The sequence below is a fragment of the Flavobacterium sp. Root935 genome (genome assembly GCF_001429295.1).
Taxonomy (GTDB): domain Bacteria; phylum Bacteroidota; class Bacteroidia; order Flavobacteriales; family Flavobacteriaceae; genus Flavobacterium.
On sequence record NZ_LMJL01000010.1, the window covers coordinates 567575 to 590180 of the forward strand.

Annotated in this window: 18 protein-coding genes and 1 riboswitch; of the genes, 1 reads left to right on the forward strand and 17 read right to left on the reverse strand. The window is 33.6% G+C overall.

The genetic code is table 11. From position 1 onward, the window contains the following. Nucleotides 1-52: 52 nt before the first annotated feature. The 6 genes from cobA to ASE40_RS13425 all read right to left on the reverse strand — a co-directional run bounded on the left by cobA (nucleotide 53) and on the right by ASE40_RS13425 (nucleotide 7134). On the reverse strand, nucleotides 53-826 hold the full coding sequence (gene cobA / locus ASE40_RS13400; RefSeq protein WP_057117571.1) for a uroporphyrinogen-III C-methyltransferase: 774 nt from the start codon (nucleotides 824-826) through the stop codon (nucleotides 53-55). After that, entirely contained in the window at nucleotides 819-2909 is a 2091-nt protein-coding gene (locus ASE40_RS13405) for a HEPN domain-containing protein (RefSeq protein WP_057117572.1), read from the reverse strand. The genes cobA and ASE40_RS13405 overlap by 8 nt, the downstream gene beginning before the upstream one ends. Nucleotides 2910-3069: 160 nt before the next feature. Continuing rightward, on the reverse strand, nucleotides 3070-4314 hold the full coding sequence (locus tag ASE40_RS13410) for a sulfate adenylyltransferase subunit 1 (protein WP_057117573.1): 1245 nt from the start codon (nucleotides 4312-4314) through the stop codon (nucleotides 3070-3072). Between the two features lie 144 nt (nucleotides 4315-4458). Beyond that, a complete protein-coding gene (gene cysD, locus ASE40_RS13415) occupies nucleotides 4459-5358 on the reverse strand; it encodes a sulfate adenylyltransferase subunit CysD (RefSeq protein WP_057117574.1) in 900 nt (299 codons plus the stop codon). A 152-nt stretch (nucleotides 5359-5510) separates the two neighbouring features. Next, on the reverse strand, nucleotides 5511-6221 hold the full coding sequence (locus ASE40_RS13420; protein WP_057117575.1) for a phosphoadenylyl-sulfate reductase: 711 nt from the start codon (nucleotides 6219-6221) through the stop codon (nucleotides 5511-5513). Nucleotides 6222-6246: 25 nt separating this feature from the next. Further along, complete coding sequence (locus tag ASE40_RS13425; RefSeq protein ID WP_057117684.1) at nucleotides 6247-7134, reverse strand: sulfite exporter TauE/SafE family protein; 888 nt, start codon at nucleotides 7132-7134, stop codon at nucleotides 6247-6249. 311 nt (nucleotides 7135-7445) lie between these two features. Between ASE40_RS13425 and ASE40_RS13430 the strand changes: the two genes are divergently transcribed. Beyond that, entirely contained in the window at nucleotides 7446-8228 is a 783-nt protein-coding gene (locus tag ASE40_RS13430; RefSeq protein WP_057117576.1) for a sulfite exporter TauE/SafE family protein, read from the forward strand. 6 nt (nucleotides 8229-8234) lie between these two features. Here ASE40_RS13430 and ASE40_RS13435 read toward each other — a convergent pair whose 3' ends face one another. The 11 genes from ASE40_RS13435 to ASE40_RS13485 form a co-directional block, all read right to left on the reverse strand. Next, entirely contained in the window at nucleotides 8235-9068 is an 834-nt protein-coding gene (locus tag ASE40_RS13435) for a hypothetical protein (protein ID WP_128414974.1), read from the reverse strand. Nucleotides 9069-9076: 8 nt separating this feature from the next. Further along, nucleotides 9077-9487 (reverse strand): RrF2 family transcriptional regulator, encoded by a 411-nt coding sequence (locus tag ASE40_RS13440; RefSeq protein ID WP_008466594.1) that lies wholly within the window; start codon nucleotides 9485-9487, stop codon nucleotides 9077-9079. A gap of 270 nt (nucleotides 9488-9757) precedes the next feature. Further along, nucleotides 9758-10930 carry a trans-sulfuration enzyme family protein gene (locus ASE40_RS13445; RefSeq protein WP_057117578.1) on the reverse strand — a complete coding sequence of 391 codons (1173 nt, stop codon included), beginning with the start codon at nucleotides 10928-10930 and terminating at the stop codon, nucleotides 9758-9760. A 76-nt stretch (nucleotides 10931-11006) separates the two neighbouring features. Beyond that, a complete protein-coding gene (locus ASE40_RS13450; RefSeq protein ID WP_057117579.1) occupies nucleotides 11007-11435 on the reverse strand; it encodes an OsmC family protein in 429 nt (142 codons plus the stop codon). Between the two features lie 79 nt (nucleotides 11436-11514). After that, complete coding sequence (thrA, locus tag ASE40_RS13455; protein ID WP_057117580.1) at nucleotides 11515-13929, reverse strand: bifunctional aspartate kinase/homoserine dehydrogenase I; 2415 nt, start codon at nucleotides 13927-13929, stop codon at nucleotides 11515-11517. Between the two features lies 1 nt (nucleotide 13930). Further along, on the reverse strand, nucleotides 13931-14914 hold the full coding sequence (locus ASE40_RS13460) for an alpha/beta fold hydrolase (protein ID WP_241774370.1): 984 nt from the start codon (nucleotides 14912-14914) through the stop codon (nucleotides 13931-13933). A gap of 79 nt (nucleotides 14915-14993) precedes the next feature. After that, nucleotides 14994-15101, reverse strand: a riboswitch (SAM riboswitch). A gap of 189 nt (nucleotides 15102-15290) precedes the next feature. Beyond that, nucleotides 15291-15494: a hypothetical protein gene (locus ASE40_RS13465; protein ID WP_057117582.1), complete on the reverse strand. Its 204-nt coding sequence runs from the start codon at nucleotides 15492-15494 to the stop codon at nucleotides 15291-15293. A 643-nt stretch (nucleotides 15495-16137) separates the two neighbouring features. Beyond that, nucleotides 16138-17226, reverse strand: a complete 1089-nt coding sequence (locus ASE40_RS13470) for an aspartate kinase (RefSeq protein WP_057117685.1) — start codon at nucleotides 17224-17226, stop codon at nucleotides 16138-16140. A 212-nt stretch (nucleotides 17227-17438) separates the two neighbouring features. Further along, nucleotides 17439-18743, reverse strand: coding sequence for an O-acetylhomoserine aminocarboxypropyltransferase/cysteine synthase family protein (locus ASE40_RS13475; RefSeq protein WP_057117583.1), 1305 nt, complete (start codon nucleotides 18741-18743; stop codon nucleotides 17439-17441). Nucleotides 18744-18821: 78 nt separating this feature from the next. Further along, nucleotides 18822-19016: a hypothetical protein gene (locus tag ASE40_RS13480; RefSeq protein WP_057117584.1), complete on the reverse strand. Its 195-nt coding sequence runs from the start codon at nucleotides 19014-19016 to the stop codon at nucleotides 18822-18824. A 402-nt stretch (nucleotides 19017-19418) separates the two neighbouring features. Further along, nucleotides 19419-22265, reverse strand: coding sequence for a TonB-dependent receptor plug domain-containing protein (locus tag ASE40_RS13485; RefSeq protein WP_057117585.1), 2847 nt, complete (start codon nucleotides 22263-22265; stop codon nucleotides 19419-19421). Nucleotides 22266-22606: the final 341 nt, after the last annotated feature.

The following is a 22606-nucleotide window of genomic DNA, read 5'->3' on the forward strand; positions in this document are numbered from 1 at the left end:
TCACGTACATTCGGTTAAAAACGGATGCTCCAATGTTGATTCCTGCGAAATTTTACCTTGTGATTTCTTTTGATAGAAATTCTTCGTAAAATCCTTTTAATTTGTTGCTTTCGCGGACAACTTCTCCAAGAACAATAATTGCTGGTGAACCTAATTCTTTTTGTTTTACAACTTCTAAAATCGAATCAACTGTTCCTACGCCAACTTTTTCTTCTGCTGTTGTTCCGTTTTGGATGATGGCAACTGGTAAATTTCCTTTGTTTTCTTTTTGAAACAAATCGATAATTTGAGGTAATTTGTGCATTCCCATCAAGATCACAACTGTTGCAGAAGATTGTGCTGCCAAAGCAACATCTGCAGATAATTTTCTATCTGAAGTTGTTCCTGTAATAGCCCAAAAGCTTTCTGAAACGCCGCGTTTTGTAATCGAAATTCCTTGACTTGCAGGAACTGCAACTACTGATGAAATCCCTGGAACAACTATTGTTTCAATTCCGAAACTTTCTGCAAAATCAATTTCTTCGCCGCCTCTTCCAAAAATAAAAGGATCTCCGCCTTTTAATCGAACTACGTTTCCGTATGTCAAAGCATTATCAACAATTAATTGATTGATTTGATCTTGCGTATAGGCATGATTTCCGATTCTTTTTCCAACAAAAATTCGGATGGCATTTTTAGGTGCGTAATCCAGAATTTCTTCATTGGCCAAAGCGTCATATAAAACCACGTTGGCTTCAGCCAATGCTTTTACAGCTTTGAGCGTAAGTAGATCAGGATCGCCCGGACCTGCACCGACTAAAGTTATTTTTGGTTTTATATTAAGCATTTGCTAATTCTTGAGCTCTGAAAGTTTCAATTTTATCAAAGAAAACTACTGCCTGAGCAATGTAATCTTTAGCGAAAGCTTCAGAAGGTTCATTTTTATTGATTTGGTAAACCAAATCTTTAAAAGTTGAGTTTAATTCTATTTTATTTTTTTCAATAAAAACGGTATCAAACAAGTCTACAATTCCTGCGTGATTATTTGTTTTTTCGTTTTCAGACAATAACAAAGCTTTTGCTCCATTTACAAATCCTGCATAAGCATGATAAATAGCATCTGACCATTTTTTCTCGTCGAAAGATTCTTGAGCCAATAGTAATTTCTCTTTAGCTTCAAACAATAAAGTTGCTACTAAATCGATCACTACTCCCGCACATTCCCCAACTCCAACTGCTTTTACATAGTTGTCTGCGTTACCCCAGTCTACAAAATCAGCTTCAGTTAAATTGGTTACATCTGCAAAAGGTTTTAAAATTTCATAGAAATATTTCTCTCCTTTTGCATCATAATAATTCAAGAATTTTTCTCCGTTTGCATTCGCATCATAATCATTTAAAATGGTACGCAATGCATCTGGTCCTCTGCGGCTTGGAATTTTAATTACTTTATCAGCAAAACGTCCTGATCCGTTTCCTAATCTTCCTCCGCCTAATAAAACCTGTAAAGCCGGAGCAACTAATTTTCCTGAATTGATTGACATTCCTTGGAATCCAATGGCAGACATATTATGCTGTCCGCAGGCATTCATACAACCTGAGATTTTAATTTCGATTTCGCGGTTGTTTAAATACTGAGGATATTCGGCATTTAAAACTCTTTCTAATTCTTCTGCAATACCGGTACTGCTTGCAATCCCCAAATTACAAGTATCAGTACCCGGACATGCCGTAATATCTCCTGTAGAATTATATCCTAAATGAACAAAATCCAATTTGGCTAATTCCTGATAAAAGAAAGGAAGATTCTCTTCTTTTACGTGACGTATTACAATATTTTGACGCAATGAAAAACGTAATTCATTTGCTGCGTAATTTTTAATTAAAGCGGCTAATAATCTTGCCTTATCAGTATAAAAATCTCCTAGTAAAACTTTGATACCAATGGCATAATAACCTTCTTGTTTCTGCTTAATTACATTCGATTTTTTCCATGCTTCATAAGCTGCAGTATCTTCGATTGTAACTTGCGGAACTTCTAATAATGGTTCTGGAATTGGACCTTCAAAAGCGGTCGTATCAATTTCGTATGTTTCAAAAGCGATCGCTTTTTTCTCTTTTTCAACTAAATCAAGAAAAACATCTTTTCCTATTTCTTTGATTAAAAATTTCATACGCGCTTTCATTCTTTTGGCACGCTCACCATATCTGTCGAAAATACGGATGATTCCTTCTGCTGTTGGAATGATTTCATTTACCGGAACAAACTCTGAAAGTAATTCAGCATGTGCTGGCTGAGATCCTAAACCTCCTCCAAACATGATTTTAAAACCTTTTTGTCCGTCTTTAATTTTCGGAATAAATCCTAAATCGTGCAAATAGCTCAAAGCAGTATCTTCGTCTGAAGAAGAGAACGAAATTTTGAATTTACGTCCCATTTCCTGACAGATTGGGTTTCTTAACAGATATTGAAAAAGTCCGTGTGCGTAAGGCGAAACATCAAATGGTTCGTTTACATCTACACCTGCCAATTCACTTCCTGTAATATTTCTAACCGTGTTTCCACAAGCTTCACGAAGTGTGATATCATCTTTAGCCAAATCTGCCCAAAGTTCTGGTGTTCTGTCTAGACTTACGTAGTGAATCTGGATATCCTGACGTGTTGTAATATGCAAACGTCCTGTAGAATATTCATCAGAAACTTGTGTAATACGCACTAATTGCTCGCTGGTAACTTTTCCATAAGGCAATTTGATACGGATCATCTGAACGCCTTCCTGACGCTGTCCGTAGATTCCGCGCGCTAAACGAAGACTGCGAAAACGCTCATCATCAATTTTTCCTCCACGGAATAAATGAATCTTTTTTTCTAATTCGATAATCTCTCTTTGAACTATCGGATTTTCTATTTCTGTTCTAAAACTTTCCATTTCTTTTACGCTTTAGGCTTTAGGCTATACGCTTTAAGCTTTATTAACTTTGTGTTTTTTTTGCTTTAGGCATTAAGCAATAAGCTTTAGGCTCTTGCATACCTTTTTATACATCTTTTGCTAAAAGCTTATTGCCTAAAGCTTATAGCTTACAGCAGGTTTACCTGATAAATCCTACTCCTGCTGTTGTGTTTGTCGCTGTATCAATTAAGATAAAAGCTCCGTTTGATTTGTTTTCATTATAAGAATCAAAATATAACGGTTTGCTTAATTTAATGCTTACTTCTCCAATTTCGTTAATGGCTAATTGTGAAGCTTCTGTCGTTCCTGAATAATCAGTTGCAATTGTATTTTTAATACTTTCTACTTTTGCCAAAACTCTATTCGTATTATGCTGTACTAAATACTTTGTTCCTGGAACCAGTTTTTTACTATCCATCCAGCAAACTGTCGTCGTAATATCTTTTTCAATTTTTGGAAGTTCATCTGATTTTACAATCATATCTCCTCTGGTTACATTGATATCATTTTCTAATTCGATTGTAATCGAAGATCCTGCAACGGCTTCATCAAATGTTTTATCGAAAAAGTGAATTTTAGACACTTTTGATTCTGTTAAAGAAGGAAGAACCGTAACGGCATCTCCAACTTTAATTGAGTTTCCGTATAATTTCCCTGCATAACCTCTAAAATCATGATATTCTTCTGTTTTTGGACGAATAACGGTTTGAACTGGGAAACGTGCTTTTCCAGCTTCAAAAACATCAGAAGCATGCAATCCTTCTAAATGTTCTAAAACGGTTTGCCCATCGTACCAAGGCATATTTTCTGATTTGTCAACCACGTTTCCACCGTTGATTGCGCTTAAGGGAATATAACTTACGTTTTGTTCCTTAAAAGTGCTTTTTGCATTTAATGCCTGAAAATCAGCTTTGATTTTATTGAAAACTTCTTCTGAATAATCCACTAAATCCATTTTGTTGATGGCAACAATTACTTCTTTCACTCTTAATAAATTATTGATGAAGAAGTGGCGGTAAGTCTGTTCGATAACACCTTTTCTGGCATCAATTAAAATGATTGAAACCTGAGAAGTTGACGCTCCTGTAACCATGTTTCTTGTATATTCTACGTGCCCCGGAGTATCGGCAATAATGTAACTTTTCTTTGCAGTCGAAAAATAAATATGCGCAACGTCAATTGTGATTCCTTGTTCTCTCTCTGCTACCAAGCCATCAGTTGCCAAAGAAAAATCAAGGTAATCGTATCCTTTTTGTCTGCTGCTTTTTTCGATTGCTTCTATTTTATCAGTTGTCAATGACTTTGTATCGTACAATAATCTTCCGATCAAAGTACTTTTTCCATCATCTACACTTCCTGCTGTTGCTATTTTTAAAACGTCCATTCTAATATTTTTGTTTCAGGTTTAAAGTTTCAGGTTTCATGTTCTCTCGAAACTTAAATCTGTATGTTTTTGTTTTTTTTGATTCTACTTTTAAAATTTCGTTCAGAATTGCATTTACAATTAACAATTCATAATTAACAATTATTAAAAGTATCCTTGTTGTTTTCTCTTTTCCATTGCAGCTTCAGAACGTTTGTCATCTATTCTGGCTCCTCTTTCAGAAATGGTTGATGATCTAATTTCCCCAACAACTTCTTCAATTGTTGCAGCGTAAGATTCAACAGCCGCTGTACAACTCATATCTCCAACGGTTCTGAAACGAACAATTCGTTCTTCGATTTGTTCGTCTTCTTCCTGATACACAAAAGGAGAATGCGACCAGATTAAACCGTCTCTCAAAAAAACTTTTCTTTTATGTGAAAAATAGATTGATGGAATCTCGATTTGTTCTTTTTCGATATAACTCCAAACATCTAATTCTGTCCAGTTTGAAATTGGGAAAACACGAACATTTTGTCCATTTTCGATTTTTCCATTTAAAATATCAAACAACTCAGGTCTTTGATTTTTTTCGTCCCATTGTCCGAAATCATCACGAACAGAAAAAATACGTTCTTTAGCTCTTGCTTTTTCTTCATCACGGCGAGCTCCACCAATACAAGCATCAAACTTAAATTCTTCAATTGCATCTAAAAGTGTTGTAGTCTGTAGGCTGTTACGGCTTGAATATTTCCCAGTTTCCTCAACCACTTTTCCTTCATCAATAGCATCCTGAACATTACGAACGATCAACTCTAAACCTAATTCTTCAACCAATTTATCTCTGAAAGCAATTGTCTCAGGAAAATTGTGCCCCGTATCTACGTGCAATAGAGGAAACGGAATTTTTGCAGGAAAAAATGCTTTTTGCGCTAAACGCACCAACGTGATAGAATCTTTTCCTCCTGAGAAAAGCAAAACCGGTTTGTCAAACTGTGAAATTACTTCTCTGAAAATGTATATTGCTTCACTCTCTAAAGCGTTTGTTTTTAATACTGAACTCATTGTTTTTTTGTTTGATATTTTGTTGTGAAAATTTTGTTTCAGGTTTAAAGTTTCAAGTTTTTAACCTGATCTAAAATCTTCACTCTTTACTCTATAATCTATTTTCTATTCTCTAAAAAAAGTCTTGCCTCTTGCTTCTTTCTTCTAAAACTCTACTCTTTCTTAGCACTATGAAGCCCGCACTCCTTATGGCTAGATTCCCACCACCATCTTCCGGCTCTGATATCTTCACCTGGGAAAATTGCTCTTGTACAAGGCGCACATCCAATACTTACGAAACCTTGTTTGTGTAAAGCATTTTGAGGTACATTGTTTTCCTGAAGATAAATTTCAACTTCTTCTAAAGTCCATTTTAAAAGTGGATTGAATTTTATGATTTCGAAGTTTCCATCGTACTCAAACAAGTTTAAATCTTGTCTGTTTTCTGACTGCTCAGCTCTTAAACCTGTAATCCAAACTGAATTTCCTGCCAAAGCTTTTCTTAACGGAACCACTTTTCGAATAAAACAGCATTCTTTTCTGTTTTCAACTGAATCGTAAAAGCTGTTTGGTCCTTTTGTTTTCAGAAGATTTTCTACTGAAGCAGCTTCTGGAAAAAAAACTTCGATTGGTTTTTTATACTTTTTTAAAGTTTTGTGAAAAACGTCGTAAGTTTCTTGAAACAATCTTCCGGTGTCTAAAGTAAAAACAGTGATATCAGTATTGCTTTTTGCAATAAAATCTGTAATTACCTGATCTTCCTGACCGAAAGAAGTTGAGAAAATTACTTTTCCTGGAAATTCTTCTGCTAAAAAAACTAACGTTTCATTTAGCGAAAGATCTTTAGTTTTATCTAATAATTCTTGTACAATAATCGCACTCATAATCTCTATCTCCCTATCTAAAGAATTATAATAATTTAGATAATGTTTTTAAACTCAATAATATAATTAGAACTCCAACCGCAATCATCATTGGTTTTCTTTTAATTTTGTTTACCAAATATGCTGCTAACGGCGCTGCAATAACTCCTCCTAAAATCAATCCAATGATTACCTGCCAGCCATGAATACCGCCAAAAAGCATGAATGTAATGCCGCTAGCAAATGAAATTGCAAACTCAGCTGCATTTACTGAACCAATTGTATATCTCGGATTTCTTCCTCTTCCTAATAATGTTGAAGTTACGATTGGCCCCCAGCCTCCGCCTCCAACTGAATCCATGAAACCACCAAAAGCGGCCAAAGCACTTAATTTTTTAGTTTTCTTCTTTACAATTGTTTTTTTCAATGCTTTTCTAATGATTACAATCGCTAAAACAATCATGTAAACTGCAATAAATGGCTTAATAATATCACCGTTAATTATGTCCGACAATAAGTAAGCTCCTGTAATTGAACCTAAAACACCTGGAATCAATAAATGTTTTACCAGTTTTTTATTGATATTCCCAAATCGGTGGTGTGAAAGTGCCGATGCTCCCGTTGTAAACATTTCTGAAACGTGTACCGCAGTACTGCTCACCACTGGCGGAACTCCATAAGCCAATAAAAATGATGTTGAAGTTGCTCCGTATCCCATTCCTAAAGTTCCGTCTACCAATTGAGCAAAAACTCCAATGGCAAAAAACACTAAAAATTCTTCATTAAATCCTTCAACAAATCCATTCCAAGAAAACTCAGCATGATGATTGTATATTAACACGGTTAATAAACCTACTAACAAAACAACAGGAATTCCAATCCAAAGCTTTTCTTTTAAAGAATCGGCCGTATTTATTTTCAGTTCTTTTTCCATATTAAAAATAATTCTTTTTGTTTTCAAAACCTATTACCCTATCGGGTTAATAGATTACTTTGCAAAAATAATACTTATTTCTAAAATACAAAGTAATATTTTTATTTTTTTAAACCTTAATTACTAATTCATTGCATTCTAAAAGAGGTATTTAAAACTTTGATAGCATAATTTCACAAATAATGCTATTTTACAAGATATTCAAACATTATAAGCATCCAAAAAACTTGTATATTAAATACGTTTTTCAATCTCTACAATATCTATAGGATAATTATAAAAATGTCGTATTTTAGCGCCAAATTTTTTTTATGGATTTTCAGATTGGTCTTGTAATCGCAGGTTTAGTAGTTGGATTTATAGTTGGATTAACAGGTGTTGGAGGTGGTTCTTTAATGACCCCAATTTTATTATATTTCAATATTCCTCCTACAACAGCTGTAGGAACAGATCTGTTATATGCCGCTTTTACGAAAGCTGGCGGAATATTTGTACACAATAAAAAAGGAAATATAAACTGGAAAATTACAGGATGGCTGACATTAGGAAGTGTTCCCGCTGCTTTAGTAACGTTGTGGATACTCAACAGTATTAAAACAGATATTGAAACGATAAATCGTGTAATTAAGTACAGTTTAGGCTGGGCATTATTGTTTACTTCTGTTGCTATTATATTTAAAAATAGAATTTTAAAGTTTTCTCAGAAACATGCCGGCGATAAATTTCACAGCGAAAGCCATACTCAAAATATGCTGACTGTAGGCATTGGAGTATTATTGGGAGCGACTGTAACTTTAACTTCTATTGGAGCTGGCGCTTTAGGAACTGTAACTTTGTTTTTCCTTTATCCGCTTTTACCAACTCCTCGATTGGTAGGAACTGAAATTGCTCATGCCGTTCCATTGACTTTAGTTGCTGGAATCGGACATGCTTCTATGGGAAATTTAGATTTAGCGCTTTTGGGCCAATTATTAATGGGATCTCTTCCAGGTATTTATATTGGAAGCAGTTTAAGCGGAAAAGTTCCTGATCTATTTTTGAGAAATGCTATTGCTGTAATGCTTTTTCTTGCTGGATATAAATTGATTTTTTAAAGCAAATTAATTTTTAAGCTTCTTTAAAACTTCACTTTTGAATTGTTTTGATGTTCCATATTCTAGTAAAATCTCTAATATTTCTTTACTTATCTTTTTATGATTTAGAATATATTCGTGAAGAAACTTGTCTCCTTTTTTAATCATTTTTTTTACAACTTCTATTTTTCCATAATTTTTATCAAACTGAGACATTTGTTCCTCGAGCTTATAATGATCTTCAGCTGTTTGCAGAGAGGTATCTTGTGTAAAAATCTGCACTAAAAGCTCATCGTCTTCTTTGACATGTAGAAAAATAAAAATAGTCTGTCCCCAACTCATATATTGTTTGGTTGTATCATTCTCGGGAAGAAATATTTGTGAACAGAAATAGAAAAGTTTATTATTAAATTCTGGAATAGAAGCTTCTGATATTTTCCATTTTGGAAAATGTTTAAGATATAGAATATCTTTTTTCTTTATCATATCTGCACAAGAAGATGTTGTTACATCTTTTTCCCTCTTATACATTACAGAATTATATTGAGCAAGATGATGTTGGATAAATTCATTCGTTTCTACTTTCTTTTCAATAACGATAAATTCCAATCTCTTTATTTGCACAGGCTTATTAAGCCTTATTTCATCAGTTTTAACAATTGCTCCAAAAATATATAGTTCTCTAAAAGTTGAACTATTCAAAGTCTCTAATTCTGATTTTCCAAGTGTTATTTTATCAATAAAAACAGAAGGAAAACCTTTTATCCTAGGAAAATCAATATCTATGAGTAAATTTTTTTGGTAAATGTCCATAATTGCATCGCTTAAGCCTCTCTGCAAAAATAAAGATTTTTCTCTCAAATAAGCTACTAAAAAGCAATATCTGCTAAAGAATTACTTTCTAATATTTTAAGTGTATTATCTCTAACTTCTGTCATTAAACGACGTGCGGCGCAGGTAGACTCATCATCACAGTCATCACATCTTTCGTAGAAATTATGACTCGCACATGGTAATAAAGCAATCGGCCCTTCTAGAATACGATACACTTTTGCCATGCTAATATCTTTAGGATCTTTGATCAGGTAGTAACCGCCGCCTTTTCCTTTTTTAGCTCCAAGAAAACCAGAGTTTCTTAAAAGCAACAAAATACTTTCTAAAAATTTAATCGAAATATGTTCACTTTTCGCAATTTCAGCAATTTGTACAGGTTCGTTATTTTCTCTCCTGGCTAAATATGTAAGAGCTTTAATTCCGTATTTTGTTTTCTTTGAAAGCACTAATGTATAATTTTAGATTGTAGAATTTAGATTTTGGATATTCAGATCAAACTCTTACAAATTATTAAACAACAAAAATATGCTTTTTGTTTGAACTATCACAAAAGAATAAAGTTAAATTCTACTAATTCTATCAAATTACTTCGTTAATTTTTTTCTTTGAATGACAAAAATATGATTTTAAGAAAACATAATCAAAAAAGACGATTTTCAACTGTATTAAATATACAGCTAAAAATCGTCTTTACTATTTGAAATTGAAATATATAATTAAGCTAATGCTTGTTTCAAATCTGCAATTACATCTTCTACAGTTTCTAAACCTACGGAAACACGAACAAGACCTTGCGTGATTCCAACCGCTAATTGATCTTCTTCGGATAATTTACTGTGTGTTGTAGAAGCTGGATGCGTTACAATTGTTCTGGTATCTCCAATATTTGCAGACAATGAACAAAGTTGTATCGAATTCAAGAATTTTCTTCCTGCTTCAATTCCACCTTTAATTTCAAATGCGATGATGTTCCCGCCAGCTTTCATTTGCTTTTTTGCAATTTCATATTGCGGATGCGATTTCAAAAACGGATATTTTACGCTGTTTACATTTGGATGACTTTCTAAAAACTCAGCTACTTTTAAAGCATTTTTGCAGTGTCTGTCCACACGAACTGCCAATGTTTCTAAACTTTTTGATAAAACCCAAGCATTAAATGGCGATAAAGCTGGACCTGTATTTCTAGAGAACAAATATATCTGTCTGATTAATTCTGCATCTCCAACAGTTACTCCGCCTAAAACTCGTCCTTGTCCGTCAATTAATTTTGTTGCTGAATGGATAACCAAATGTGCTCCAAATTTAATTGGCTGCTGTAAATAAGGTGTTGCAAAACAGTTGTCTATAATTAAAATCAAGTTGTGTTTTTTTGCAATATCTCCTAATAATTGTAAATCAATAACATCAACACCAGGATTTGTTGGTGATTCGGCGTATAATATTTTGGTGTTTGGTTTAATAAAACTCTCGATTGTTTCTGGCTTATTAATTTCGAAATATGAAGTTTCGATATTCCATTTTGGAAAATAAGTCATAAACAAAGCATGAGTTGAACCGAAAACACTGCTTGCAGAAACAATATGATCTCCAGAGTTTAATAATGCAGCAAAAGTAGAATATACTGCTGCCATTCCTGTTGCAAAAGCATAACCAGAATCTGCACCTTCCATTTTGCAGATCTTGTCTACAAATTCTGATGTGTTTGGATTACTGAAACGGCTGTAAATATTTCTTTCTTTTTCTTCTGTGAAAGAAGCGCGCATGTCCTCTGCATCTTCAAATACGAAACTTGACGATAAATACAATGGCACCGAATGCTCTAAATACTGTGATCTTTCTAATTGTGTTCTTATGGCTTGTGTTTCAAAACCAAATTCTTCTTTATTCATTGTGTTGTTTTTTGTTTTTTTTTNTTTCCTTTTCAGCTAACTGAGAATTATCTAATTCTCAAATTGACTAATTTAATTAACGTAATTCTTCGTTGTTTAAAACGACTTTATATTTAATAGCTGCTGTTGGCTCAACTGTTTTGGCAACCGAACAGTATTTCTCGAAAGAAAGCTGTGCTGCCTTTTTTGCTTTTTCAGGATTGATTTCTCCTTCTAAATAAAAAACCACATCGATTTCTTTAAAAGGTTTTGCTTCTTCGATTTGAACTCTTGTTCCTTCAACCTCAGCATTAAAAGAAGTGATTTCCTGACGCTGCTTCTTTAAAATTGAAATCATATCAATTGCACTGCATCCTGCAACGCCCATTAATACAAGCTCCATTGGACTAGCTCCTAAATCGCTTCCGCCGAATTCGGCTCTGCTGTCAACGTCAACTATATGTCCGCGTTCATTTTTTAGTTTAAAATGAAATGCGTCATTTACTCTGTTTAAAGTTACTTTCATTGTGTTGTTATTTTTTTTGTTTTGTTATAGCCTTGTAAATCTAAAATCTCAAGTCTAAAATCTTCAATCTAAAATCGTATTACCCTTTATCTGACAATCTCAAAATATCTCCGAAAACTCCTCTTGCCGTTACCGCAGAACCTGCACCAGCTCCTTGAATCACAATTGGACGATCTCCGTAAGATTCTGTGTAAATTTCAAAGAAAGAATCAGAACCTTTTAGTCCGCCTAAGGCTGTATCCGAAGGTACTGAAACTAATTTAACTTCTAGATTTCCTTTGTCATTTTGTAAATCACCAGACAATTCGCCGATATATCTTAGTACATGATTTGGCTGTTGGTCTGCTTTTATTTTAGCATAAATTGAGTCGAATTCTTTTAATTTCGTCAAGAAATCAGCTGCACTTCCTGCACGTAAATGCTCTGGAATAAGATTCTGAATAGAGATTTCTTCAAATTCGTTTTGTAAATCTAATTCTCTAGCCAAAATCAATAATTTTCTTCCAACGTCATTGCCGCATAAATCCTCACGCGGATCTGGCTCTGTGTATCCATTGTCAATTGCTTCCTTCAGGATTTCGCTGAAAGGAGCATCTTTTGCAGAAAAATTATTGAATAAATAGCTCAATGTTCCTGAGAAAACACCTTTAATTTTTGTGATGTTTTCGCCTGAAAGATGCAGTAATTTAATCGTATCAATTAAGGGTAAACCTGCACCAACATTGGTTTCATATAAATAATTCTTTTGATTTTCTGCCAGCGCTTTTCTCAATTCTTTATAAAAGCCATAGCTTAATGTATTCGCTACTTTATTCGAAGAAATCAAATCGAAACTGCTTTCTACAAGCGGAATATAGTTTTCTACGAATGGCGCACTTGCCGTATTATCAATCGCAATTAAGTTTTCTAAATGATGTTCATTTGCGTAAGCAATAATATCTTTTATAGTGTATGCTTCTCCTTTGGTTTCGATTTCATTTTTCCAGTTTGCAGTTACACCATATTTATTTAAAAGCAGTTTTTTTGAATTTGCAATTGCAAAAACATTCAACTTAACATCTTTACGTTTTTCAATTGCTGCAGCCGATTCTAAGATTTGGTTAATTAAAGTCCCTCCTACTAATCCGTGGCCAAAAATCGCGATGTTTATTTTCTTAGAAACACCAAAAATTTCTCCGTGAATTACGTTTAAGGCTTTGTTTAATTCTTCTTTTTTAACAACCAAACTCACGTTTTTACCCGTTACGGTGTTGTTAAACAAAATCGGAACAATTTTATTTTTGATTAAGGCTGTATATGGTTTGTGGAATGTACTTAAATCCTGTCCGATAATCGAAATTACCGATACATTGTCTGTAACTGTAATTTGGTTTACGTCTTTCGAATAAAAGTCATTTTCGAACTCTTTTTCTAATTCTACAACTGCAGTTGTCGCTTTATCTGTTGCTACAACCAACCCAATTCCTCTTTCTGAAGATCCTTGCGAAATAATACTCACACTAATATTATGATCGCCCATTACCTTAAAAATACGGGCATCTACTCCTGCCTTTCCAAGTAATCCGCGTCCTTCAAGGTTAACAAGAGAAACATTTTCCAAAACAGAAAGTGTTTTAATTCCTTCTTTAGCAGAATCGGATGTAATTAATGTTCCGCGGTTTTCGTGATTGAAAGTATTTAAAATACGAAGCGGAATATTTTTTTCTAATAACGGAATTATCGTTTTGGCGTGCAGAATTGTTGCTCCAAAATTAGCCAGCTCATTTGCTTCGTTAAAAGACAAATATTCGATTTTTTTAGCATCTGCAACTAAATCTGGATTTGCCGTGTAGATTCCGTCTACGTGTGTAAAGTTTTGAAGTTCTTCGGCATTTAAATAATTCGCGATTAACGAAGCGGTATAGTTACTGCCGTTTCTACCTAAAGTAGTTGTGTCGTTGTTGTTGTTGGAACCAATGAAGCCTGTAACTATATTAACCGTTTCGCCGTTATGTTCTTTAAAATAATTTACTACGTTTTTCTTTGAAAGCTGTTCTAGAGGCTGTGCATCACCAAATTTAGAATCGGTTTTCAGCAATTCTCTTGAATCTACAAAATTCGCTGGAATTCCTTTTTCTATCAAAATAGCGGTCAATAATTTAGCCGAAAGCAATTCTCCTTTTGATAGAATCTGATCTTTGATTTTTTTACTGTAATCGCCAATTAGACTTACTCCTTCAAAAAGTTTATCTAAAACATTAAATTCTTCCGAAAAATCTACGTGTGGATAATCTGATATTTGATATTTTTTAAAATTCTCTAATAATTCTTTATAACTGCCGTTTTTTGCAGCAATGGTTAAGATAAATTCCAATTCATCTGTTGCGTTTCCTCGCGCAGAAACTACAACAGCAATTTTTTCACCTTGATTTACTTTATCCGAAATGATCGAAACAACTTTATTAAGTCCTTCTCCGTTTGCTAATGATTTACCTCCAAATTTTAATACTTTCATTTTATTTTTTTATTGTTTCTGCCTTAAAAATGTCGGCAAGTAAATGATCTAATTGTTTGTACTCGATTAAAAAAGCGTCATGTCCGTGAACCGAATCAATTTCGCTGTAGAAAACATTGTCTTTAAATTTCTTCAGTTCTTCGTAGGTTTCTACGTTTTCTTTTGCTGTAAAAAACAAATCCGAATTAATTCCTACTATATGAATTGATGCATTTGATTGTGACAGTAAGTTTTCAAAACTTTCACTATTTCTAGTAATATCAATTGTTTTAAGCAGCTGGTTCATTAATTTATAAGAAGCTAACTGAAATCTTTGCTGCAATTTTTTTCCGTGATGCGCCAGCCAGCTTTCGATATTAAAAATCAAAAGATCTTGATTGATGGTACGCTGAAATTTTTCTTTGAATGATTCTGGCGAACGATAACACAGCATGGCGTGTATTCTCGCATCTTCGATTGGTTTTGAAGAATTATTGAGAATTTGTTCTTGCAGGAAACAATTGGCAATAAGCCAGTCTGTCGATTTCCAATCGCTCGCAATCGGGATAAGATGTTCTGTGATATTTGGTTCTAAAGCTAAGATTTCCCAAGCAATTCCGCCTCCAACTGAGCCTCCAATTATGGCATAAAGCTTTTCAATATTTAAAACTTTTAGTCCTTCAATAAAAATTCGGGCAATGTCTCTGGCAGTAAAATCTAGATAATTTTCGATTAGGAAAGAATTGCTTCCGTTTCCTGGAATATCAAACGCTAAAATGGTATAGACAGCAGTATCAATGGTTTTACCTTCACCAATTAAGTTATTCCACCAGCCATTCTCGCCAGTAACTTGGGCGTTTCCTGTCAAGGCATGATTTACCAAAACAATAGGCGCACTATGTAAAGGCTGACCAGCAACAGTAAAACTTAAAGGCAGTGTATGATAAAACGCACCATTTTCTGTGGTGAAATTTTGTATGCTAATAGGGTTTGGTATATTTTCCAATTTCAAATCTGTTGTATTATCTGATTTGTATCTGGAAATATTAGAAAGAAAAAACTAGTATAAACTAGAAAAATTCTTGTTGTTATCTTTCCACGTTGGGCGTGGTAGAATGCAGCACCTTCTTCGAATTAACGAAGGGTTGCTAAGGATTCATCGGGTCTAATCCCTCGTCCTTTCTTTATAACATTTCAATACTTTTTTGAACTTAACGAGTGCAAATTAACTACTAATTTCTTTAACAAACAAATTTTATCGAAACTGTTTGCTAAATTTCATAAACATATTGCAGCAAAAACTATTATACGCAAAAATTTACCGAACAAAAATGCCCAGTAAAATTAAGCAGGCCGAAGCCTATTTTGCGATGCTTTTTAATTTAGATAAAAAGCGTTTCATTTTCTTTTGAATACATCAAAAACAACAAAGAATTTGGTGTTATTTTTTCGGTATTTTTATCCGTTTCAGTAATTCCGAACCTTGGGTGAGCCAATTCGTTTGCTGGCGGCGGCGGATTATTTCTTTTCGTTCTTTTGTTTTTCAAAGTAGAAATCGTTTTTGCTAAGTAGTTCAATGTGCTCATGATATTAAGTTTTAGTTTAGTTGCGTTTTATAATCTTTATTTCTTTTTTATGTTTATGTTAAATCACTTTCAGGAATAAAAAAACCCTTTTGGAATTTTAGATACCAAAAGGGTTAAGTTTTTTAAACTCATTTATTCTTTTAGTATCAACAGACGTTCACGCAAATAAGCGCGACAGCAAACATCTTGTTCATCTGTAAGGATTTATTCATCTGTGATTTATATTGTATTTTATTTAAATTCTGCATTTTTGTGTAAAATTAAAAAGCCTCCCAATATGTTTTGGGAGGCTTTACTATATATTGTATTCTTACAATTTTTTAAGCAATAGACAACCCAGCCTCGGTTATAACCGAAATGGCGCAAAACATTTTGTTGACTTTTAAGTTCATTTGATTGTAGTAGTTTTTGGGTATAACAAATATGCAACTATTATTTTTATTAAACAAATAAAATTCAAGAATTTAATTACAAAATACGTTAAAAAGTGATTTTTTTACGTCGAAAAACATCTTACAAAAATAATTTACAGAAAAAGACTATAAAAAATTGATCAATAAGCAGTTTTAAAGCTTTCTAAACTTCCTTAACGAATCAGTTTATCAAAGAACATTAGTTATATTTTTTATTTTCTACGAAGTTTTTAAGACCAAACGGCCTCTTTATTTCTAATTCTTTCCGCTACTTTCAAAATATCGGTTATAATTCCTCTCGAAATTGCCTGTTTGCACGGCGGTGCACTTTGGATTACAATTGGAACCTGTGCGTAAGATTGTGTATAGATTTCAAAAATGGTATCCGAGCCCTTTAATTGTCCAATTGCAGAATGTGCAGGTTCTGAAATCAATTTGACTTCCAGCTTATTTTTCTCAAAATCAAATTCGCCCACATAACGAAGTACATGATTATCAGACTGTGTTATTTTTGCTATTTTAAATGATTTGTCAACTGCTTCTTTATTCAGCACTCCATTTTGTTCCAGATGATTTTCTGTAATAAAAGGATGTATTTGAATATCTGAGAAATTGAAATCTTTGCCAACTTCTCTGGCCAATATTAGAAGTTTTCTTGCCGTGTCGTTTCCAGATAAATCTTCCTTGAATGTTGATTTCATTAATCCCAAAAGACTTGCATCTTTTAAAACGGATGAAAACGAAACATCTTCAGAAGAAAATCTATTAAACACGTAACTCAAATTATCTGAAAATACTCCTCGAATCTTGGTGATTTTTTCTCCCGAATAATACAAATCTCTTAAAGTCTGCAAAACCGGAATCCCTGTATCGACAGATGTTTCATACAAAAACTCTTTGTCATACTTTTTAAGATTTGATCGCAGCTCTTTGTACAAGTCTATCGGCAGTGTGTTTGCTTTTTTATTGACAGCCACAATATTAAATCCGTTTTTGATGAGCGTATTATAATGTTTCACCAATTCATCACTGGCTGTTGCATCTACAGCAATCAAGTTTTCGAATTCATTTTCTTTAGCAAATTCAATAATATCTTCTACTTTAAAAGGAACAGCCAATTGTCTAAAATTGGTTTCCCAAGCATAACCAACACCTTCTTTCTCGAAAAAGGCCACTGTAGAATTGGTTATAATAGGAAAATGAAAATCTACGTTTTTACTTTCAAGAAAAAAGTCCTGACTTTCAATAATCTGATTAATCAAAGTACTTCCGATATTTCCAATTCCAAAAAGGATAATGTTTATTTTAAGCTTTGACATAATTTCTACTATTTTGTTTTTTAGCCATATAAGTGATATAAGTTCATTTAATTTTCTTTGCGTTAAATTGCTAGACGCACTGTGGTACATTTTACTAAATGAACTTATATCACTTATATGGTTGAATTTTTATAATGATGCTTTTCATAAAAAATTACCTTTAGCAATAACCAATCACTAAAGGCAATCTTTCAAACAAAAAACAAAAAAACCTAATTTTTATTAATACTGTATTGTGATAGCGAAACACTCTCAAAAACAGTTTGCAGATCTGCAATTAAATCTTCAATATCTTCAATTCCCACAGACAGACGAACCAAATCTTTTGAAACTCCTGTTTCGATTTGTTCTTCATCTGTTAACTGCTGATGTGTGGTACTTGCCGGGTGAATAATCAGCGATTTAGTGTCGCCAATATTGGCTAGTAAAGAGAATAATTTTGTATTATCTACAACTTTTTTAGCAGCATCAAAACCACCTTTTAATCCAAAAGTAATGATTCCGCTTTGGCCTTGTGGCAAATATTCTTGGGCTAAATCGAAATATTTATTCGATTTTAAACCTGGATAATTTACCCACACGACCTCATCTTGTTTCTCTAACCATTCGGCCAAAGCCAAAGCATTCTCACTATGTTTCTTGATTCGGATTGGAAGTGTTTCTAATCCTTGAATAATCTGAAAAGCATTAAATGGACTCAAAGCAGAACCAAAATCACGCAGTCCTTCAATTCGCGCTTTTGCAATAAAAGCCGCATTTCCTAAAGCTTCGTGATATACTAATCCGTGGTAACCTGCAGACGGTTCGGTAAATTCAGGGAATTTTCCGTTTGCCCAGTCAAAATTTCCAGCATCAATGATAACGCCTCCTAAAGAAGTTCCGTTTCCAGCGATATATTTAGTTAAGGAGTGAATTACAATATCGGCACCATATTTAATTGGGTTCAATAAGTAAGGTGTCGCAACTGTATTGTCTACTATAAATGGCACTTTAAATGCTTTGGCTTCTGCCGAAATTCCTTTTAAATCTAAGACATCTAATTTTGGATTTCCGAGAGATTCAACAAAAAAAGCTCTTGTGTTTTCTTTTGCCGCTTTGGTAAAATTTTCTGGTTTTGAAGGATCTACAAATGTTGTTGTAATTCCTAATCTTGGTAATGTAACTTTTAGCAGATTATAAGTTCCTCCATATAAACTGTTTGATGCTACTATATGATCTCCAGCTTTTAGCAAAGTCAATAATGTTGTAGAAATTGCCGATGCTCCAGATGCTGTTACTACCGCTCCGATTCCGCCTTCAAGTGCTGCCAGACGCTGTTCTAAAACGTCGTTTGTCGGATTATTTAATCTTGTATAAATAAATCCAGCTTCGGCAAGACCAAATAAATTGGCAGCGTGATCTGAATTGTTAAATACATACGATGATGTTTGGTAAATTGGCACTGCTCTTGTGCTTCCGTTTTTAGTAACATCGTGTCCTGCGTGTAATGCGTTTGTTGCAAATTTTTGTGTACTCATGATTTCTTAGTTTTTTTAGGTATTGTTATACGTTTATATTGTAATTAAGTTTTGAAATTGTAATTCAATTAAAATGACTTAAATAAAAAAATCTTCTCCTTCTTCTTCAAGTGCATACATATGAAACAGTACTGATTTGTGAGTTTTTAAATATTGTTCCGGGTTATATTTTAAAGTTTCACTCGTTGATTCTTCAACTTTAGTATTATTTTTTTGTGAATCTGTTCTCAATAAGTATTGAAATGCAATTGTATTTATATCTAGTGTATTCATGATTTAAAATTTAAAATGTTGAAATGAAAAAAGCCCTTTCGGATGGCTACCAAAAGGGCTTATAGTTTTAACTATAACAAAGATTTTATCTTTCACTTTTGGCAACAGCAAGTCGGGATGCACATTTGCATCATTTCACAACACATCATATTTCTTCTTGCTATTGCTTTCATTTTTTTAAATTGGTTTGTTTTTTTAATTCGACTAATTCGATAGAGTAAATGTAATAATATTTTTTTAACTACCAAATTAAAATTCGATTTTTATTATTAAATTTTTATAATCACTTATTATATATATACAATTATTCTAGAAGCATGCAGTATTAGCCACAGATTAAAGAATTAAAATGATTAAATAAACCTTTTAATTTGAGTAATCTGCGGAAACAATTCTGAATTCTTAAAATTTAAAGCTTAAACGTGCAAAACCAAATCTTCCGTTCAATCCAAATTGAGAAACTGCTCTTGAATAAGCAAACTGATTTGCATTGGTCAAGTCTGTACTTGGCGCTGGAGATAAAGTTGGAGTTGTATTTGTAAAAGCTGGAGTTGCCGGATTGTTTCTATCTGGATAAACGTCTCCTATATTATTAAATCCAACAGTCGCTCTAAAATGTTCGTTAATCTGATATCCGAAAGATAAATCTGTTACTAATTTTGCACTGTATTCTGGATGCTCGTATACAGAAGCTGATCCATCTAGATTCACATCTGTTGCTCCTGGATCTGTAACTTTTCCGAAGTAGCTGTTTCTTAAATAAATATCTAGTTTTTTGATGCTAAAAGTTGTCATCAAGTTTGCTTTTAATTTTGGAATGGCTTCTTCTAAATAAATTCGGCTTGATTCTGGAAAGAAAGAATAAATATACGGATCTCCTCCTGCATCAATTATTGATTGCGGAATGTGTAAATCTCCAACTCTTTTGGTTTCATTGTAACTCAAAGCAAAATCATTTCTGATTACGAAATCTTGAATGACATCATATTTTTGAGATATTACCAAATCAATTCCTTTAGTTTCAGAGTCGATTCCGTTTGTCCAAAAAGAAGCTCTTTCTACACCTTTCAAATCAAATGCTTGTTGAAATAATGTCAATGCTTCTGCCTGCGTTGGAGATGTAGCGGCAGCAATTTGCGCATCTGTTGGTCTTGCATATTGTCCCGACAGTACAACGCGATCGTTGATTCTTGTAAAATAAGCATCAGTAGCAATGGTTATGTTAGCTTCAGGAATTTTAAATGTAAATCCTGTACTGATGCTTTTTGATTTCTCTGGTTTTAGGTTTTCTACACCAATACTTTTGGCTGCCTGCGAATCGTTTGTAAAATAACCTACTTGATAGGGCGAACCATTGATGAATTGTGTTGAACTTGCTTCAAAATATTTTTGCTGTAATGAAGGCGCTCTAAAACCTGTTTGTCCAGAAATCCTCCAATTAATATTATCTGTCAATTTTAAAAGAGAGGCTAGTTTAAAAGTAACTGTACTTCCAAAATCTGAATAATTTTCATAACGTGCAGCTCCATTTACCAGCCATTTTTCTGTTGCATTCAATTCTAAATCAATATATCCCGCACCACTTTTTCTATCTCTTTCTTTAGCATCTGAAGGCTGGAAACCTGAGAATCCCTGCGCTCCTGCTCCACGTTTGTTTCCAAAGAAATCTGTAACTATTAAAGGAGAAGTGCTTGGCAAAATTCCCGTTACCAAATTTCCGTTTACATCATATAAGCCGTAAGAAGCTTCATCACCTTGTTTAATTTGGTAATTTTCATATCTGAATTCCCCGCCAAAAGCAACGTTTAATCCTGAAAGAAAATCGTATTTTTTACTAAAGTCTAAATTGGTTGTACTTTGTAAAAACGAAACTTTACCGGCATCAAAACTAAAAGGAGAATTTGTTCCAAGAGTTGCATTAATAGTATTGTTTACATCATATTTGAATGAGTTTGTTCCAAGGTTTGTACTTAAATCGGTATCGAAACCAAATAATTCTGTGTTTACTCCAACTGCTGCAGAAGCATCTAATATATCTGATTCTATTTCTGGTAAAAATCCATTTTGATACACTTGCGTGAAAGTTCCAGAACCGTTTGGAAGCCTGTTAAACGCATACGATTTTCCATTTCTATACGACACTCCACCAAAAGAGTACAAAGAAGTACTTTCAGATAAAGGATATTTTGCATTATAATATGCCTGACCAGAAGCAAGTTCTGACTGGCCAACACTCATATTGTAGTCACTTCTTTGCTGTCCTCTGTAGGCTAATTCATTATTAGTAACATCAAAATTCAAAGCTGTCTGCATTTGCGCAATTGTTGTTGCAGATGCTATTGCAGTTTGCTGTGCTGCTGTAAAATAGCTCACTTGAGGCGCATATTGTTGTAATGAACTAATAATTTGTGCCGAGTTTCCAGTCGTATTAATGTTGCTGAATAATGAATTTATTTCAACTCCATTTTGTGCTGCTCGATTTTCAACAGCATTATAGGCATTAAAAATATTATTGCTTCTAATTCCTGCTCTGCTTGTTGCTTGTCTTGTAACGGCAGTTCCTGTAATATTGAAGAAACTTCCCGGTTTACCTAATGAAGTTCCGTAATTTAAATCGACTTGAACAGTTTGCCCGTCTGCTCCTCCTTCGAAATTATTAGATCCAGATGATAAATTAGTTCCGTATTGGATTCCTCCGGTAAGGAAATCAGCGTTCTTTTTTAATACAATATTAATTACTCCGGCAATGGCGTCAGAACCGTATTGGGCCGCAGCTCCATCTCTTAAAACTTCAATTCTCTCTATTGCAAAAGACGGAATCGCATTTAAATCTGTTCCAACAGAACCTCTTCCAGGCGATCCGTTTATATTAACCAAAGCACTTGTATGTCTTCTTTTTCCGTTTACTAAAATTAAAACCTGATCTGGCCCTAATCCTCTTAATTGTGCTGGATCAACGTGATCTGTTGCATCTGCTGTTGATGTTGCGTTACTTGTAAACGAAGGCGCAACATAGTTTAATATTTGAGTTACGCTTGTTTGCGGCGCACCTTTTGTTATTTCGCCTACGTTAAAAACATCAACCGGAACCGGCACATCTGTTTTTACTCTGTTTTTACTTCTAGATCCAATAACTGTTACTTCTGTTAATTCATTACTCTTTAAAGTATCCTGCTCTTTTTTATTGTCCTGAGCATAAATACCTGAAAATGTAAAAAGACCTAAAACGATTAGTACATTTTTTTTCATTTTTTTAACTGATTAATTAGTTGTTTTTGGCTTAAAAAAAATCTTACAGCTTTCTTTTTTGAACAAAAAAAACCTCTGCGGGCTGCAGAGGTTCTATATATGTTGTTGAAAAAAAACTACAATAGAGTCTCTGCGGATAACTCCGGCATCTTACAAGACATCATATTGCAAATTGTAAATTTCATTTCTTTCTGTTATTTTAACGAAGCAAATGTGCGAACTATTTTTTAATCGACCAAACAAAAACCAAAATAATTTCTATTACCCTATCAATCTAGTATGTTTTTGTTAAATTTCTGTTGTAAAAAATAAAAAAAGTTGAACTTTAATTTGCAAATCAA